Origin of the sequence: Pseudomonas sp. KnCO4 (assembly GCF_045344305.1) — a bacterium.
Classification (GTDB): Bacteria; Pseudomonadota; Gammaproteobacteria; order Pseudomonadales; family Pseudomonadaceae; genus Aquipseudomonas; species Aquipseudomonas anuradhapurensis.
Window position 1 is genome coordinate 2977500 of the sequence record NZ_CP174199.1, and the last position, 15139, is coordinate 2992638.

A 15139-nucleotide genomic window follows, 5' to 3' on the forward strand; every position below is an offset into this window, starting at 1 on the left:
TCACGGGTAAACCAGCTCGCACAGGGACGGCACAGGTGTTGGGGCACTGTGGCGGACCGGTAGAGGCGGCCCTACCCGCGAACAGGCCGGGCCTGGCAGTACTCCCAGGAGCCCAGCGATGTTCAAGACCATCGAAGCGCACGTACGCAAGCAGGTCGCCCCAGCCGCCCTGCGCGCCGAGTTCCGCCAGCACGAATTCGAGTCCATGCGCCCGTTCTGCCTGCTGGTGTTCTGCGTCAGTATCCTGATCTGGCTGGTCTTCGACCTGATCGTCAGCTTCCTCGGCGGCCAGGGCTTCACCTGGCTGTCGTGCCTGTTTCTCGCCCTGCTCGGCTGCCTTACCCTGGTGCTGCGCTTCACCCGCCGCAGCCATCACTTCGATGTGCTCAACCTGCTGTTCGTCGCGGTGATCACCCTGGGCATGCGCCTGGTGATCGAAGGCATCCCGGTGGCCCAGCGCCCGGTGTGGCTGGTCCTCGGCGTGTCCACCGTGCTGTATGCCGTGTCGGTGCTACCGGTTCGGCGCTGGTCGTTCTTCTGCGCCATGGCCATCACCTGGGTGCTGCTCAGCCCGTTCTATCACACCCGTATCGACGCGGACGAACTCGAAGGGGCCATGCTGCTGAGCTACGCAGTGTTCCTCAGCGGCCTGGTCATCTACAGCTACGTGCAGATGCGCAAGGCCAAGCTGCACAACTTCTATCTGTCCAAGGTGCTGCTGGAGCAGGCCTATGTCGACGCCCTGACCGAAATCCCCAACCGCCGCTCGTTCATGACCCAGGCGGGCGACCAACTGCGCCTGGCTAAGGCCGGGCAGTACCTGGCGATGATCGACATCGACAACTTCAAACGGGTGAATGACCGCTTTGGCCATGACGTGGGTGATGAAGTGCTCAAGCGCGTGGCCATGCATATCAAGGCGAGCATGGCCGGTTTCGAATTTGCCCGGCTGGGCGGCGAGGAGTTCGCGGTGTTTTTCCAGGGGCTGGACCAGCAAGGTGTCGAGCAGCGGGTGGCGGCTTTGTGCCAACGGGTGCGCGAGGACATTGCCGAGCACCCGGTGACCGTCAGCATCGGCCTGGCCCGGGTAGCCCCGGGAGACAGCCTGACCACGGCGCTGGTGCGCGCCGACCGGGCGCTGTATGAAGCCAAGCACAGTGGCAAGGACCGCTTCGTGCTGTGGTCAGGCACGCTGGCAGGCACTGATTAGCAGGCTCGGCCGTTTCGCGGGCAAACCCGCTCCTGCAGCATTTGCATGGCACGCAGGTTCAGCGCGATAGCTGCGCCAGCGAGCTTACCCGCGAAGCGGCCGGCACAGCCGACACCTCACCCGGCAGGCAGGCGAATCCGGAACTGCGCCCCGCCCAGCGCCGACTGCGCCACGGTCAAGGTACCGCCCTGCCCCTCGATCGCCCGCCGGCTGATCGCCAGCCCCAGGCCAAACCCACCCGTATTGCGGTCACGGCTGCGGTCCAGCCGGTAGAACGGCTGGAAGATCCGCTCGCGCTCTTCCACCGGTATGCCAATCCCGTCATCTTCCACCGTCACCAGGCAGGTGCCATCCTCTTCCCGGCGCAAACGCAGCAACAAGCTCTCGTCGCAATAACGCATGGCATTGCGCACCAGGTTCTGCACCGCGCGCGCCGTCAACCTGGGGTCCAGGACAAAACGTGGCAAATCACCTTCGGCGCGCACTTCCCACTTGATGCCGCGGCCATCGAGCTCCTCGGCAAAGCCGCCGAGTACGCTGTCGACCAGCTCCAACAACGACACCTCGACCCGCTCGCGGGCCTGGTCGGCGTTGTACAGGCGGCTGTAGGACAGCAATTCCAGCACCAGTTCGTCCAGTTCGCGCACGTGCCCGACCAGCTCCAGCAGGCGCTTGCGGCTGGCCGGCGGGACTTCGTCGAACAGCAGCACCAGGCCGAAATCCAGCCGGGTCAGCGGTGTGCGCAACTCGTGCGACACCGCATTGAGCAGCTCGCGCTGCTGGTTGACGTGGCGCTCCAGGTCGCCGGCCATGGTGTCGAACACCCCGGCCAGCTCACCGATGTTGGAATGCGGCGAGATGTGCGTGCGCTCGGCCATCTGCCCCTGGCCCAGGCGCCGGGCGGTTTCTTTCAAACGCTCCAGGTCGCGCCAGTGCGGCCAGACCCACAGCAGCAGGCAGCCGAGCATGACCGCACCGATCAGTACGGTCACCCCCCACGACAGCACGTTGATGTCCAGCGGGTCGGGGGGTGAGTGCAGGCGCACCAGCCATTCCTTGTCCAGCGGTGCCAGCACCGTTTCGTAGTAGCCCCACTCGGCGATGCGCACCACATGCAGGCCATGCTCCAGGCGCGCCTGCTCGGCCTCGCTCAGGCCGGCCTGGTCCATGCGCAGCAGCTGCAATTGCAGCGGCGCGAAATCCCTGGCCAGCTCCTGTTCCACTGCCGGCCACTGCTCGCGCGGGGCCTGGCGGAACTGGCGCACGATCAGCGCCTGCACGCCCTTGGCCTGGTCCAGGTTGTAGGCCATGAAGCGCTCCTGGAACAGCCCGACGATGGTGTCAGGGATGAACAGCAGCGCACCGGCATAGGCGACGATGATGACCAGGTACAGGCGCACCAGGATCTTGAGCATGGCCGATCAGCACTCCCACTCGACGCGGCTGAACAGGTAGCCCTTGCCCCATACGGTCTTGATCTTGCGCGCCTCGCCAGCGTTGTCGTCGAACTTGCGCCGCAGCTTGGAAATGGCCACGTCCACCGAACGGTCGGTGCCATTGAACTCGATGCCGCGCAGCTGCTGCAGGATGCGGTCGCGGTTCAGCACCTCGCCGGCATTGCGCGCCAGCACCACCAGCAGGTTGTATTCACCACTGGACAGCTCCACCTCCTCGCCGCGCCAGCTCACTGTGCGCTCGGCCAGGTCGATGCGCAGGCCGCCGATCAGGATCAGCTCGTTGTCCAGGCGCGGTTCGTGGATGCTGCTGCGGCGCAACAGGGTGCGCACGCGGGCCAGTAGCACGCGTGGCTCGCAGGGCTTGGTCACATAGTCGTCGGCGCCCATTTCCAGGCCCAGGACCTGGTCATGGCTGTCATCGCGGGCGGTCAGCATCAGAATCGGCAGGCTCTGCGATTCCTGGCGCAACAGGCGGCACAGCTGCAGCCCATCGATGCCCGGCAGCATCAGGTCGAGGATGACCAGGTCGGGCCTTTGCCGACGGTACTCGTCCAGCACGTGGTCGCCACGGGCGATCACCTGGACATGGAAGTCGTTGCGTTGCAGGTAGCTGGCGATCAACTCGGACAGGGCACTGTCGTCTTCGACCAGGAAAATGTTCGGCATAGGCGGTTGGGCATCCAGGGGTGGTAGACCTTACCGGGCTGTGCGTGGAAAACTCCGCGAACCGCCCGGTGCAGACGTACGCAGAATATAGAACCCGATAGCACCACAGGATTGTTCTTCACACTTTTTCACACTCGTCCTACAGGTATTAACAGCCACCCAAGCAGCGCCTGCCTTAGCATATGGGCGGTCATCATCGGAAGATCCGTATGTCTATTACCCTCCCCCAATGCCTGCGCCCCGTGGCGCTTCTGGCGTTTCTGGGCCTGTCCCTGGCTGGCTGCGGCGACAGCGCCGAGCAAGACGAACAGGCCGCCACCCCGCAAGTACGGGTGGAAACCCTGCAGCTGCAACCACTGGCCATCAGCAGCGAACTCAGCGGTCGCATCCTGGCGCCGCGCACCGCCGAAGTCCGCGCCCGGGTGGCTGGCGTGGTGCTCAAGCGGGTGTACCGCGAAGGCAGCGACGTCAAGCAAGGCGATGTGCTGTTCCTGATCGACCCGGCGCCGTTCAAGGCCGACCATGACAGCGCCCGCGCCACCCTGGCCAAGGCCGAGGCCACGCTGTACCAGGCACGCCTGCAAGAGCAGCGCTACCGCGAGCTGGTCGACGACAAGGCCGTCAGCCGCCAGGAATACGACAACGCCAGGGCGGCGTTCCTGCAGGCCGATGCCGCCGTCGCCGAAGCCAGGGCCGCCCTGGAGCGTGCCCGCCTGAACCTGGGCTATGCCACCGTGACCGCGCCGATATCCGGGCGTATCGGTCGCGCCCTGGTCACCGAAGGCGCGCTGGTCGGGCAAAACGAGAGCACGCCGCTGGCGACCATTCAGCAGCTGGACCCGATCCACGCCGATGTCACCCAGTCGACGCGTGAACTCAACGCCTTGCGCCGGGCCCTGCGGGCGGGTGAGCTGCAGCAGGTCGGCGATGGTCAGGCCCGTGCCACGCTGATCCAGGACGACGGCAGCGCCTATCCGCTGCCAGGCAAGCTGCTGTTCTCCGATATCAGCGTCGACCCCAGCACCAACCAGATCACCCTGCGCAGCGAGTTCCCCAACCCGGACCTCGACCTGCTGCCCGGCAGCTACGTGCGCGTGCGCCTGGAGCAGGCCGTGCAGCCCCAGGGCCTGAGCGTGCCGCAGCGTGCCATCCTGCGCGACAGTGCCGGCGTGCCCAAGGTGCTGGTGGTCGACCCGCAGGCCCGGGTCAGCGATCGCCAGGTGGTCCTGGGCAGCGCCCAGGGCGACCGCTGGATCGTCAGCGAAGGCCTGGCGCCCGGCGAGCGGGTGGTGGTCGAGGGCCTGCAACACGTCAAGGCCGGTGACCAGGTGCAGGTCGACAATGCATCCGGGGCGCCGCCCATCGCACAGCACACTGGCCAGTGAGGGCCTGATTCATGCCGCAATTCTTCATCGACCGCCCGGTATTCGCCTGGGTGGTCGCACTGTTCATCCTGCTCGCCGGCGCGCTGGCCATCCCGCAGCTGCCGGTGGCCCAGTACCCCAATGTGGCACCGCCGCAAGTGGAGATCTACGCCGTGTACCCGGGCGCCTCGGCGGCGACCATGGACGAAAGCGTGGTCAGCCTGATCGAGCAGGAGCTCAACGGCGCCGACAACCTGCTGTACTTCGAGTCGCAGAGCAGCCTGGGCAGCGCCACCATCACCGCCACCTTCGCCCCGGGCACCAACCCGGACCTGGCCCAGGTCGACGTGCAGAACCGCTTGAAAGTGGTCGAGTCGCGCCTGCCGCGCCCGGTCACCCAGCAAGGGCTGCAGGTGGAGAAGGTATCCACCGGTTTCCTGCTGCTGGCCACGCTCACCTCCGAGGACGGCAAGCTCGACGAAACCGCGCTGTCGGATATTCTTGCGCGCAACGTGATGGATGAGATCCGCCGCCTCAAGGGCGTCGGCAAGGCCCAGCTGTACGGCTCGGAGCGCGCCATGCGCATCTGGATCGACCCGCGCAAGCTGATCGGCTTCAACCTCACGCCCAACGACGTGGCTGCGGCGGTCGCGGCGCAGAACATCCAGGTTGCGCCTGGCAGCATCGGCGACCTGCCCGGCCGCAGCACCCAGGAAATCACCGCCAACGTGGTGGTCAAGGGTCAGTTGAGCACCCCCGAGGAATTCGCCGCCATCGTCCTGCGCGCCAACCCGGACGGCTCCAGCGTTACCATCGGTGATGTCGCCCGGGTCGAGATCGGCGCCCAGGAGTACCAGTACGGCACCCGCCTGAACGGCAAGCCGGCCACCGCCTTCAGCGTGCAGCTGGCGCCGGGGGCCAACGCCATGGAAACCGCCACGCTGGTGCGGGCGAAAATGCACGACCTGGCGCGCTACTTCCCCGCAGACGTGAAGTACGACATCCCCTACGACACCTCGCCGTTCGTCAAGGTGTCGATCGAGCAGGTGATCAACACCCTGTTCGAGGCCATGCTGCTGGTGTTTGCGGTGATGTTCCTGTTCCTGCAGAACCTGCGCTACACCCTGATTCCCACCCTGGTGGTGCCGGTGGCGCTGATGGGCACCTTTGCCGTGATGCTGGCCATGGGCTTCTCGGTCAATGTACTGACCCTGTTCGGCATGGTGCTGGCCATCGGCATCCTGGTCGACGATGCCATCGTGGTGGTGGAGAACGTCGAGCGGATCATGGCCGAGGAAGGCCTGCCGCCGAAAGCGGCCACGCGCAAGGCCATGGGCCAGATCAGCGGCGCGATCGTCGGCATCACCCTGGTGCTGGTCGCAGTGTTCCTGCCCATGGCCTTCATGCCAGGCTCGGTGGGCGTGATCTACCAGCAGTTCGCGCTGTCGATGGCGGTGTCGATCCTGTTCTCGGCGTTTCTTGCCCTCAGCCTGACCCCGGCACTGTGCGCCACCCTGCTCAAGCCGGTGGCCAAGGGCGAGCAGCATGAGCGCAAAGGTTTCTTCGGCTGGTTCAACCGCCGTTTCGAGAGCATGAGCAACGGCTACCAGCGCTGGGTGATGCAGGCGCTCAGGCGCAGTGGCCGCTACCTGCTGGTGTACGCGGTGCTGCTGGCCGTGCTGGGCTATGGCTTCAGCCAGTTGCCGACGGCATTCCTGCCTACCGAAGACCAAGGCTACACCATCACCGACATCCAGCTGCCGCCAGGCGCCAGCCGCATGCGCACCGAACAGGTGGCGGCCCAGATCGAGGCGCACAACGCCGAGGAGCCGGGGGTGGGCAACACCACGCTGATTCTCGGCTTCAGCTTCTCGGGTAGCGGGCAGAACGCGGCGCTGGCCTTCACCACGCTCAAGGACTGGTCCGAGCGCGGTGGCGATGACAGCGCCCAGTCGATCGCCGACCGTGCCACCCTGGCCTTCACCCAGCTCAAGGACGCCGTGGCGTTCTCCGTGCTGCCGCCACCGATCGACGGCCTCGGTGAGTCGACCGGCTTCGAGTTCCGCCTGCAGGACCGCGGCGGCATGGGCCACGCCGCACTGATGGCCGCCCGCGACGAGCTGCTGGCCAATGCGGGCAAGAGCAAGGTCCTGGCCAACGTGCGCGAAGCGTCGCTGGCGGAAAGCCCGCAGGTCCAGCTGGAAATCGACCGCCGCCAGGCCAACGCCCTGGGCGTATCGTTCGCCGATATCGGCACGGTCCTGGACGTGGCCGTGGGCTCCAGTTACGTCAACGACTTCCCCAACCAGGGCCGCATGCAACGGGTGGTGGTGCAGGCCGAAGGCGACCAGCGCAGCCAGGTCGAGGACCTGCTGAGGATCCACGTGCGCAACGACAGCGGCAAGATGGTGCCGTTGGGTGCATTCGTCCAGGCCAGATGGCTCAGCGGCCCGGTGCAGCTGACCCGTTACAACGGCTACCCGGCAGTGTCGATTTCCGGCGAGCCGGCGGCCGGCTACAGCTCGGGCGAAGCCATGGCCGAGATCGAGCGCCTGGTGGCCCAGCTGCCGGCCGGCTCCGGCCTGGAATGGACCGGCCTGTCGCTGCAGGAACGGCTGTCCGGCAGCCAGGCGCCGATGTTGATGGCGCTGTCGTTGCTGGTGGTGTTCCTGTGCCTGGCGGCGCTGTACGAAAGCTGGTCGATCCCGACCGCAGTGCTGCTGGTGGTGCCGCTTGGGGTACTCGGCGCGGTGCTGGCCGTGACCCTGCGCGGCATGCCCAACGACGTGTTCTTCAAGGTTGGCCTGATCACCCTGATCGGGTTGTCGGCGAAGAACGCCATCCTCATCATCGAGTTCGCCAAGAGCCTGGTCGACCAGGGCGTCGATGCCGTTGACGCCGCCGTGCAAGCCGCACGCCTGCGCCTGCGCCCGATCGTGATGACCTCGCTGGCGTTCATCCTCGGCGTAGTGCCCCTGGCCATCGCCAGCGGCGCCAGCTCGGCCAGCCAGCAGGCGATTGGCACCGGGGTGATCGGCGGCATGCTCAGCGCCACCCTGGCGGTGGTGTTCGTGCCGGTGTTTTTCGTGGTGGTGATGCGCCTGGCCGGGCGCCGCCAAGCGCGTGATAGCGACACACCGGGCGTGGCCAGCGAGCGCTGACTGGACAAGCAGCGCGTGACATGGGAGGGTTCCCGGCACTGACTGCCTGGAACCCTTTTTCATGCCTGATGCACTGCCCCCCTGCTCGATCCTCATTCTCGCCGGTGGCCGCGGCCAACGCATGGGCGGCCGCGACAAGGGCCTGATCGACTGGCAGGGCGAACCGCTGGTGGCGCATGTGCAGCGCGCGGTACGTCCGCTCAGCGATGACCTGGTGATTTCCTGCAACCGTAACCAGCAGGCCTACCGGGCGTATGCCGACCAGTTGGTGGGCGATGCCGAGGCCGGCTACCCCGGGCCGTTGGCGGGGGTGATTGCCGGGCTCAAGGTGGCGCGGCATGAATGGGTGGTGCTGCTGGCCTGTGATGCGCCGCTGGTTGACCGGGGGTTGGTCGAGGACCTGCTGCGGCTGGCGGTGCCCCGTGACAGTGCGGCCATGGTGCGCCAGGGTGGCTACTGGCAACCAATGTTCAGCGTGTTGCCACGTCGGCTGTTGCCGGTGCTGGAGCAGGCCTGGGCGGCGGGTGAGCGGAGTTTGCAGAAGGCCTTGCTGCGCGAGACCGTGCAAGGGCTGGAGTGTGCCGAGGATGATCGCAGGTTGAGCAACTTCAATAGCCCGGAGTTGCTACAAGGCTGAAACCTCTACTGTCTTTGATGGCCTCTTCGCGGGCTCGCCCGCTCCCACAGGACTTGCGCATTACTTGAGCTATGCGCTGTACCTGTGGGAGCGGGCGAGCCCGCGAAGAGGGCCGGCACAGGCAATACATCAACTGGCCGTCAGCTCCTCGATACTGATCTCACGCATCCTGAACTTCTGCACCTTGCCGGTCACCGTCATGGGAAACTCTTCGACAAAGCGGAAGTAGCGCGGCACCTTGAAGTGGGCGATCCGTGCCTTCGCCCACTCGCGCAGTTGTTCCTCGCTGGCCACCTGCCCCGGATGCAGCCTCACCCAGGCGACGATCTCTTCACCGTACTTGCTGCAGGGCACGCCGATCACCTGCACATCGGCCACCGCCGGGTGGGTGAAGAAGAACTCCTCCAGTTCACGCGGGTAGATGTTCTCCCCGCCGCGAATGATCATGTCCTTGCTGCGCCCGACGATGCGCACGTAGCCCTGCTCGTCCATCACCGCGAGGTCGCCGGTGTGCATCCAGCCGTCCTGGTCAATGCTTTCGGCGGTGGCCTCGGGGTTGTTCCAATAGCCCAGCATCACACTGTAACCGCGCGTACACAGCTCACCGATCTCGCCGCGCGGCACGGTGTTGCCGTCGCCATCGATCACTTTGTTCTCCAACCGCGGCTGGGTGCGCCCGACGCTGGTCACGCGACGTTCCAGGTCGTCGCTGGCGCCAGTCTGCAGCGATACCGGGCTGGTCTCGGTCATGCCATAGGCAATCTGCACCTCGGCCATGTGCATCTCGCCGATCACCCGGCGCATCACCTCGATAGGACAGGTGGCACCCGCCATGATCCCGGTGCGCAGGCTGGACAGGTCGAATTCGCCACGCTGCGGGTGGTCCAGTTCGGCGATGAACATGGTCGGCACGCCATACAGCGCAGTGGCCCGTTCTTCGGCGACCGCACGTAGCGTGGCCAGCGGGTCGAACGCGTCGCTGGGGTAGATCAGGGTACTGCCGTGGGTCATGCAGCCGAGGTTGGCCATGACCATGCCGAAGCAGTGGTACAGCGGTACCGGCACCACCAACCGGTCATGCTCGGTCAGGCCGAGGCTTTCGCCGACCATGTAGCCGTTGTTGAGGATATTGGCATGGCTGAGCGTGGCGCCCTTGGGGAAGCCCGTGGTGCCGGAGGTGTACTGGATATTGATCGGGTCATCGCAACGCAGTTGCGCCTGGCGCTCGCTCAGGGCCTTGCAGCTGACGGCTGCGGCACGGGCTTGCAGGTGGTGCCAGGCAAGAAAGCCCGGCGGTGGCGCGGCGGCCAGGCTGACCACCCCGCGCAGTTGCGGGAAGCGCTCGCAGGCCAGGGCCCCCGGCTGGCCGCTGGCCAGGCCCGGCACCAGGCCCTGCAGCATGGCGTGGTAGTCGGAGGTCTTGAACGCGTCGGCGCAGATCACCCAACTGCAGCCGGACTGGCCAAGGGCATAGTCCAGTTCACTGGAACGGTAGGCCGGGTTGATGTTGACCAGTATCGCGCCGACCTTGGCGCTGGCGAACTGGGTGATGCACCACTCGGCGCAGTTCGGAGCCCAGATACCCAGGCGGTCGCCGGGCTGCACGCCCAGGGCCATCAGCGCCCGGGCGTGCTGGTCGACGGCCGCGGCCAATTGCTGCCAGGTGTAGCGCAGGGCCTGGTGGCGGACCACCAGGGCTTCACGCTCGGGGAAGCGGGCAACGGTGCTGTCGAAGGCGTCGCCGATGCATTGGCTGAGCAGGGCCTTGGTCTGGTTGCCCTGGGAGTAGCTTGGCTGGGGCATGGCGTTCTCTTGTTGTTCTTTTGTTGGTTGTACCGGACCTATCGCGGATAAATCCTGTAGGAGCGGATTTATCCGCGATGAAGCCAACACCGGCTTAGCGGACGAACACCTGCGGCGTAGTGGTCGACATGTCCCCACCCGGCAGCTTGATGTTCTTCACCTTCTCCAGGGTATCCGGGTCGAACACCGCCAGGTCGTTGAAGGTGCCGCCCAGGTACAGCTTGTCGCCCTTGCGGTCGAAGGTGACGCAGTAGTAAGTGTGGTCCAGGTTCGCCGCCTTGATCAGCTTGCGTTGCTTGAGGTCGTACTTGGCCAGGCGGTTGAGTACACCGTAGATCTGGTTGGGGTCTTTTGGCGAACGCAACCCGGTGAAGTACAACTCGGTCAGGTCGGCGAATTCCTGGGTGTGGGTCTTGCCGGTCTTCAGGTCGACGCTCAGGTAGCCATACAGCAACTCGGCAGTGGCCGGGTCCTGCTTGTCGTCCTTGAACCTGGCGATGGTGTACAGCATCGAGAACTCGTGACGCGGGCTCTGGTGCGGCCAGAAGTACAGCACGTCCGGGGCGCTGTAGCCCTTGCGATGCCAGTTGCGCAGCGGTAGCGCCACCGTGTACTTGCCGGTGTGCACATCCATCTTGTAGATGTCCGGCCCGGCAACGTACAGGCTGCCGTCGTCCGCCGCGCGCATCAGGTACACCTGGCGCGGCATCGGGAAGGTGCGTACGGGCTTCGCCTGCAGGCCATCGGCAGTGCTGAACACTTCCAACCGCGGTGGCTTGACCACGTAGTGGTCGTTCAGCCGTTGGGTCGGGTTGACCGTGGCATAGACTTCCTTGCCGTCGGGGCTGATGGCGAACGAGTACATCGACTTGCCGACCTCGCCCGCCACGCTGGACAGGCTGGCATGGAAGGTGTTCTTGCAGGTGTCCAGGTCGATGCCGTAAATGTCGCCGTAGTGGTTGTTGAGCACATAGGCGGTGCGGTTGTCCGGCGCCATCATTGCGCTGCCGGGGCCGAACTTGTCCGGCATGTTGCAACTCTTGTAGACAGTGTCGCTGGCCACATCGAGCACATGCAGGTTGTTCGGGTAGTTGGTCACGATCATGTATTCGTGGCCAGCCTTCAGCGCCGGCCCGGTGTCGGCGGCCTGTACCAGCCCGGCGCAGGCCGTGGCGGCGATGGTGAGCGCGAGTGACGCGCAGCGTCCAGCTTTCATGCGGTTTCCCCTTGTCGTTCTTGTTGGGCCGGTCACTTGTCTTTCGGGAACACGGTGCCAAGGTTGCGCCAGTCTTCGGCAGAATTGCTCGCCTGGGCGTTCCAGTCCTGGTAGGTGCTCATCATGTCCGGCACCTGGGCCGGCCACCAGCAAGGGTCGGAGCAGCCATACAGGTCGGCCTCCATCGGCTGGCACAGCGAACTCACGCCGCCGAAGGCGTCCACTTCCCAGCCCGGGTCGGTGGTGGCGGTACAGCCGGCCACCGCACTCATGGCCATGACCTCTTCGACGCGATCTTCGGCGGCGGCCTGCTCGAGGATGCGCGCCTTGTTGTTCAGGGGCTTCAAGTGCTTCATGTCAGTGTGCCTTGCGCGGGGTGATGTAGCGATCGATGAAGGCCGGGTTGGCGGCCATGATGCGGCTGTAGACTTCGATGCCGAAGTCGACCCAGTCGCGCATCAGTTCGCAATAGTGGTAGGTCGGGTGCTGCGGGTCGCCATAGCGGGCGTAGCTTTCGTGATAGCAGCCGCCGGAGCACAGGTTGCGGATGCGGCAGCTGTCGCAGCCGGTGTTGCTGCGGTCCAGGCGCTGCGACAGGAAGTCGTTGAGCTGCGCCTGCTTCACCCCCTGGTGCACATTGCCGAAGGTCGGCAGGCTGGAACCGGTGAAGCGATGGCACAGGTTCAACTCGCCCTGGTGATCCACCGCCAGCATCTTCAGCCCAGCACCACACGGCAGTGCCTTCTTGTGCCCTTCATGGATGTCGGTGATCAGCTGGTGCAGGTTGGAGAAACCGATGTTGCGGTGCTCCAGCGCCGCCTGCAGGTACTTGCGACCGAGCGCCTTCATGTTGGCGAACACCTGCACCAGCTCTTCACTGGTGAGGTTGAAAGCGGCCATGTCGCCGGAGGTCACCGGGGCAAAACCGACTTCGGCGAAGCCCAGCTCGTTGAACAGGTGGTTCCAGATGGTCTCGACGTCGGTGATGCCCCGGGTCAGGGTCACCCGCGCGCCCACCGGGCGGCTGTGGTAACGCGACAGCAGCAGGTCGACCTTGCGCCGCACCACGTCATAGGTACCCTGCCCGCCCACCGTGATGCGGTTGCGGTCATGCACGGTCTTGGGGCCGTCGATGCTCACCGACAAGCCGAAGCGATGGGCATTGAGCCAGTCGATGATTTCTTCGCTCAGCAGGGTGGCGTTGGTGGTCATGATGAATTCCACCTGCTTGCCGGCTTCGGCGAAGCGCCGCTCGCAGTAGGCCACCATATGCTCGATCAACGGCCGGTTGGACAGCGGCTCGCCACCGAAGAACACCACGCTGTAACGCGGCTCGTCGGGCGATTCCTTGAGCAGCATCTCCACCGAAGCCTCGGCGGTGGCAACGTTCATCTTCTTGCCCGCCGAGGGCTTGTCCAGGTCTTCCTTGTAGCAATAGGTGCAGCTGAGGTTGCAACCGGTGTTGACGTTGAGCACCACGGTGTTCAGCGCGGTGCGCTCGACCTGCTTGAGGGCGATTTCCGGGGTCAGCGGCGAGCCGTCGCTGACCAGCTCCAGCGCCATCAGCTCGCGCAGGGTGTCGTGGATATCATCGCCGGCAAACTGCTGGCCAAGGCGCTGCAGCAACTCCTCGGCCGAGCAGCCCTGCTGGCGCAGGGTGTCGATGATGCCAGCGGTCACCGCATCGGCGGTAAACAGCGAACTGCTGGGAATGTGGAACAGCATGCGGTCGGCATCGACCTGCACTTCGTGCAGGTTGCGTTCGACCAGGTTCAGTAGTGCGCCCATGGCGACCTCCGATAATCGATCCGTTGGCAAACCGTCAGCCCCTGCCGTTACGGCAGCGGCGGGTTGTTCCAGCGCTGTACGGTGACGATCATGTGCCCTTCGCCGGTCTGGCCGCCGTCGGCCAGGGTGGCGATGACCTTCAGGTTGCCGGCATTGTTGGTCATCATCTTGCGCGCCGGGTTGGGGCCGGCGCCGCCGGGCACGAACACGCCATCGGCCTGCATCTGCCCGGCGAACTTGACGTCTTCGTCCTCGACCGCACGCTCGTTGAACGGCTCGACCTTCCAGCTGGCCGGCAGGTAGCCGATGCGCAGTGGCTGGCCGTTGGCGTCCTTGCCCCAGGCCTCGGCCTCGAAGCGGCCCTGCACCTTGGGCACCGAGGCGCCGTTTTCGCCGATGCGGGCGATGGAGAACGCCGGGACCACCTTCACTGCCTCGACCTTGTCGTACACCGCCAGGTACGCGCCCTTGAGCGCGCCTACCGCGACTTCGCGCTGGCCAGGCCTGGCGTCGGCCGCGGCGCGCGCCTTGACCCGGAGCAGGCTTGGCGTCTGCTCCAGCACTTCGACCACTTGCACCCCGGCGCCCAGGTCCGCGCTGCCAGCCAGGCCGCTGCCGACCAGGGTGATCTCGCTTTCGCCGCCGGCCTTGATGAAGGCCGGCTGCACGGCCAGCAGGCGCGCCTGGCCCGCTTTCACCGCAGTGAAGTCCAGGCCGCGCTCATCATGCTCGGCCTCGAACATGCGGCCTTTCATTTCACCGTCCAGCGCGGCGAACACCTGGCGCAGGTTGACCTCGCCAACCTTGACGGTGCCGCGCCATTCGTAGCCGTTGTAGAGGATTGCGGTACCACTGCCATTGAACGGCGTGCCGTCGGCGTAGGCCCCGTTGATCTCGACCTTGAAGGTATCGCCCTGGTCCGCGGTCACACTCATCACCCCGCGTACATCGCCCTTGGCCAGCATGTGGCCGCTGAACGGCCACTGCCCCGGCAGCGCGTCGGCTTTCGGTTTCAGCTGCTGCCATTGAGCCCAGGCCGGGCTTTCCAGTGGGTAGCGTTTGGCCAGCTCGGGCACCACTTGCTGCAGGGCGATCGGCAGCCAGTCGCGGTCACGCGCCTGGGCCTGGTACTCGAGGGATGGCCACTGGCCGAGGTGGAAGTTGACCAGATGTTCCCACTCCTTGGCCGGACGACGCTGCAAGGCAACGCGGGCACCGGAATGGCAACGGCCACAGGTTTCGCTGAGCTGGGTGTCGAACTGCTCGACGGTGTTCAGCCGGCGCTCCATGGCGTAACGCACACCTTCGGTTTCGCTGGGTGCCAGGCCCTGCTTGTCGGCGAGGTATTTGACCAGCGTGCGGCGCTCATCGTCACTGATCTGCAGGCCGTGCATCACCTGCATGCGCGCAATGCTCATCAACCAGCCTTCCGGTGTTTTTCGCTGGTGGCTGATACGGCTGTAGCTGTCGTTGCCTTCGGGGATATGGCACCCCATGCACTTGTTCTGCAACAGGCTCGGGCCCTGCTCGGCCGCCATGGCCTGGGTGCTCAGCAGCGCGGCGGCGACCAGCGCCAGTTTGCCCGCATGCCGCCGGAGTCGAGTCGTCTTCAAGGTCAGACCTCCACGGTTGTTGTTCTTATCGTTTTCGCACGCTTTGGAACAGCAGGTGTGCATGTGACGGTTGCGATACAGGATCTGTGCCAGATGTTGCAAAAGCGTTTTCTTTCAACCTGTTAGGCGGTTTCCGGGCGTTTGATGCCAGCAGCGATGGCCGAGTGCAGCGTGCCATTTCGCGACAGCGTGTTTCAGCTTGAGACAGGGCCCGCGGCGCAGGC

Annotated in this window: 11 protein-coding genes; 4 read left to right on the plus strand and 7 right to left on the minus strand. The window is 65.4% G+C overall.

The features are described 5' to 3' along the window. Positions 1-118: 118 nt before the first annotated feature. On the plus strand, positions 119-1210 hold the full coding sequence (locus tag ACJA3S_RS14040; RefSeq protein ID WP_406818926.1) for a diguanylate cyclase domain-containing protein: 1092 nt from the start codon (positions 119-121) through the stop codon (positions 1208-1210). Positions 1211-1326: 116 nt separating this feature from the next. On the opposite strand, the gene ACJA3S_RS14045 is transcribed toward ACJA3S_RS14040, so the two are convergent. Together ACJA3S_RS14045 and ACJA3S_RS14050 are read right to left on the minus strand one after the other, a co-directional pair. After that, the gene (locus ACJA3S_RS14045) at positions 1327-2625 is read right to left on the minus strand and encodes an ATP-binding protein (protein WP_406818927.1); all 1299 of its coding nucleotides are present in this window, start codon (positions 2623-2625) and stop codon (positions 1327-1329) included. 6 nt (positions 2626-2631) lie between these two features. Then, positions 2632-3333, minus strand: a complete 702-nt coding sequence (locus ACJA3S_RS14050; protein ID WP_406818928.1) for a response regulator — start codon at positions 3331-3333, stop codon at positions 2632-2634. 209 nt (positions 3334-3542) lie between these two features. On the opposite strand from ACJA3S_RS14050, the gene ACJA3S_RS14055 reads away from it, so the two are divergent. The 3 genes from ACJA3S_RS14055 (at position 3543) to mobA (ending at position 8495) form a co-directional block, all read left to right on the plus strand. Then, on the plus strand, positions 3543-4718 hold the full coding sequence (locus ACJA3S_RS14055; protein WP_406818929.1) for an efflux RND transporter periplasmic adaptor subunit: 1176 nt from the start codon (positions 3543-3545) through the stop codon (positions 4716-4718). An 11-nt stretch (positions 4719-4729) separates the two neighbouring features. Next, on the plus strand, positions 4730-7858 hold the full coding sequence (locus ACJA3S_RS14060) for a multidrug efflux RND transporter permease subunit (protein ID WP_406818930.1): 3129 nt from the start codon (positions 4730-4732) through the stop codon (positions 7856-7858). A gap of 61 nt (positions 7859-7919) precedes the next feature. Further along, on the plus strand, positions 7920-8495 hold the full coding sequence (gene mobA, locus ACJA3S_RS14065) for a molybdenum cofactor guanylyltransferase MobA (protein ID WP_406818931.1): 576 nt from the start codon (positions 7920-7922) through the stop codon (positions 8493-8495). A gap of 129 nt (positions 8496-8624) precedes the next feature. Here mobA and ACJA3S_RS14070 read toward each other — a convergent pair whose 3' ends face one another. From ACJA3S_RS14070 to peaA, 5 genes are all read right to left on the minus strand, one after another. Then, entirely contained in the window at positions 8625-10298 is a 1674-nt protein-coding gene (locus ACJA3S_RS14070; RefSeq protein WP_406818932.1) for a fatty acid CoA ligase family protein, read from the minus strand. Positions 10299-10392: 94 nt separating this feature from the next. After that, positions 10393-11514, minus strand: coding sequence for a quinohemoprotein amine dehydrogenase subunit beta (gene peaD / locus ACJA3S_RS14075; RefSeq protein ID WP_406818933.1), 1122 nt, complete (start codon positions 11512-11514; stop codon positions 10393-10395). A 32-nt stretch (positions 11515-11546) separates the two neighbouring features. Next, entirely contained in the window at positions 11547-11870 is a 324-nt protein-coding gene (gene qhpC / locus ACJA3S_RS14080) for a quinohemoprotein amine dehydrogenase subunit gamma (protein ID WP_004375838.1), read from the minus strand. A 1-nt stretch (position 11871) separates the two neighbouring features. Next, entirely contained in the window at positions 11872-13302 is a 1431-nt protein-coding gene (gene peaB, locus ACJA3S_RS14085; protein WP_406818934.1) for a quinohemoprotein amine dehydrogenase maturation protein, read from the minus strand. A 47-nt stretch (positions 13303-13349) separates the two neighbouring features. Next, the gene (gene peaA / locus ACJA3S_RS14090) at positions 13350-14915 is read right to left on the minus strand and encodes a quinohemoprotein amine dehydrogenase subunit alpha (protein ID WP_406818935.1); all 1566 of its coding nucleotides are present in this window, start codon (positions 14913-14915) and stop codon (positions 13350-13352) included. Positions 14916-15139: the final 224 nt, after the last annotated feature.

Excerpts from the sequence above, each read along its gene's own strand:
- ACJA3S_RS14040 (WP_406818926.1), top strand. The coding sequence starts at position 119 with ATGTTCAAGACCATCGAAGCGCACGTACGCAAGCAGGTCGCCCCAGCC.
- ACJA3S_RS14045 (WP_406818927.1), bottom strand. The coding sequence starts at position 2,625 with ATGCTCAAGATCCTGGTGCGCCTGTACCTGGTCATCATCGTCGCCTAT.
- ACJA3S_RS14050 (WP_406818928.1), bottom strand. The coding sequence starts at position 3,333 with ATGCCGAACATTTTCCTGGTCGAAGACGACAGTGCCCTGTCCGAGTTG.
- ACJA3S_RS14055 (WP_406818929.1), top strand. The coding sequence starts at position 3,543 with ATGTCTATTACCCTCCCCCAATGCCTGCGCCCCGTGGCGCTTCTGGCG.
- ACJA3S_RS14060 (WP_406818930.1), top strand. The coding sequence starts at position 4,730 with ATGCCGCAATTCTTCATCGACCGCCCGGTATTCGCCTGGGTGGTCGCA.
- mobA (WP_406818931.1), top strand. The coding sequence starts at position 7,920 with ATGCCTGATGCACTGCCCCCCTGCTCGATCCTCATTCTCGCCGGTGGC.
- ACJA3S_RS14070 (WP_406818932.1), bottom strand. The coding sequence starts at position 10,298 with ATGCCCCAGCCAAGCTACTCCCAGGGCAACCAGACCAAGGCCCTGCTC.
- peaD (WP_406818933.1), bottom strand. The coding sequence starts at position 11,514 with ATGAAAGCTGGACGCTGCGCGTCACTCGCGCTCACCATCGCCGCCACG.
- qhpC (WP_004375838.1), bottom strand. The coding sequence starts at position 11,870 with ATGAAGCACTTGAAGCCCCTGAACAACAAGGCGCGCATCCTCGAGCAG.
- peaB (WP_406818934.1), bottom strand. The coding sequence starts at position 13,302 with ATGGGCGCACTACTGAACCTGGTCGAACGCAACCTGCACGAAGTGCAG.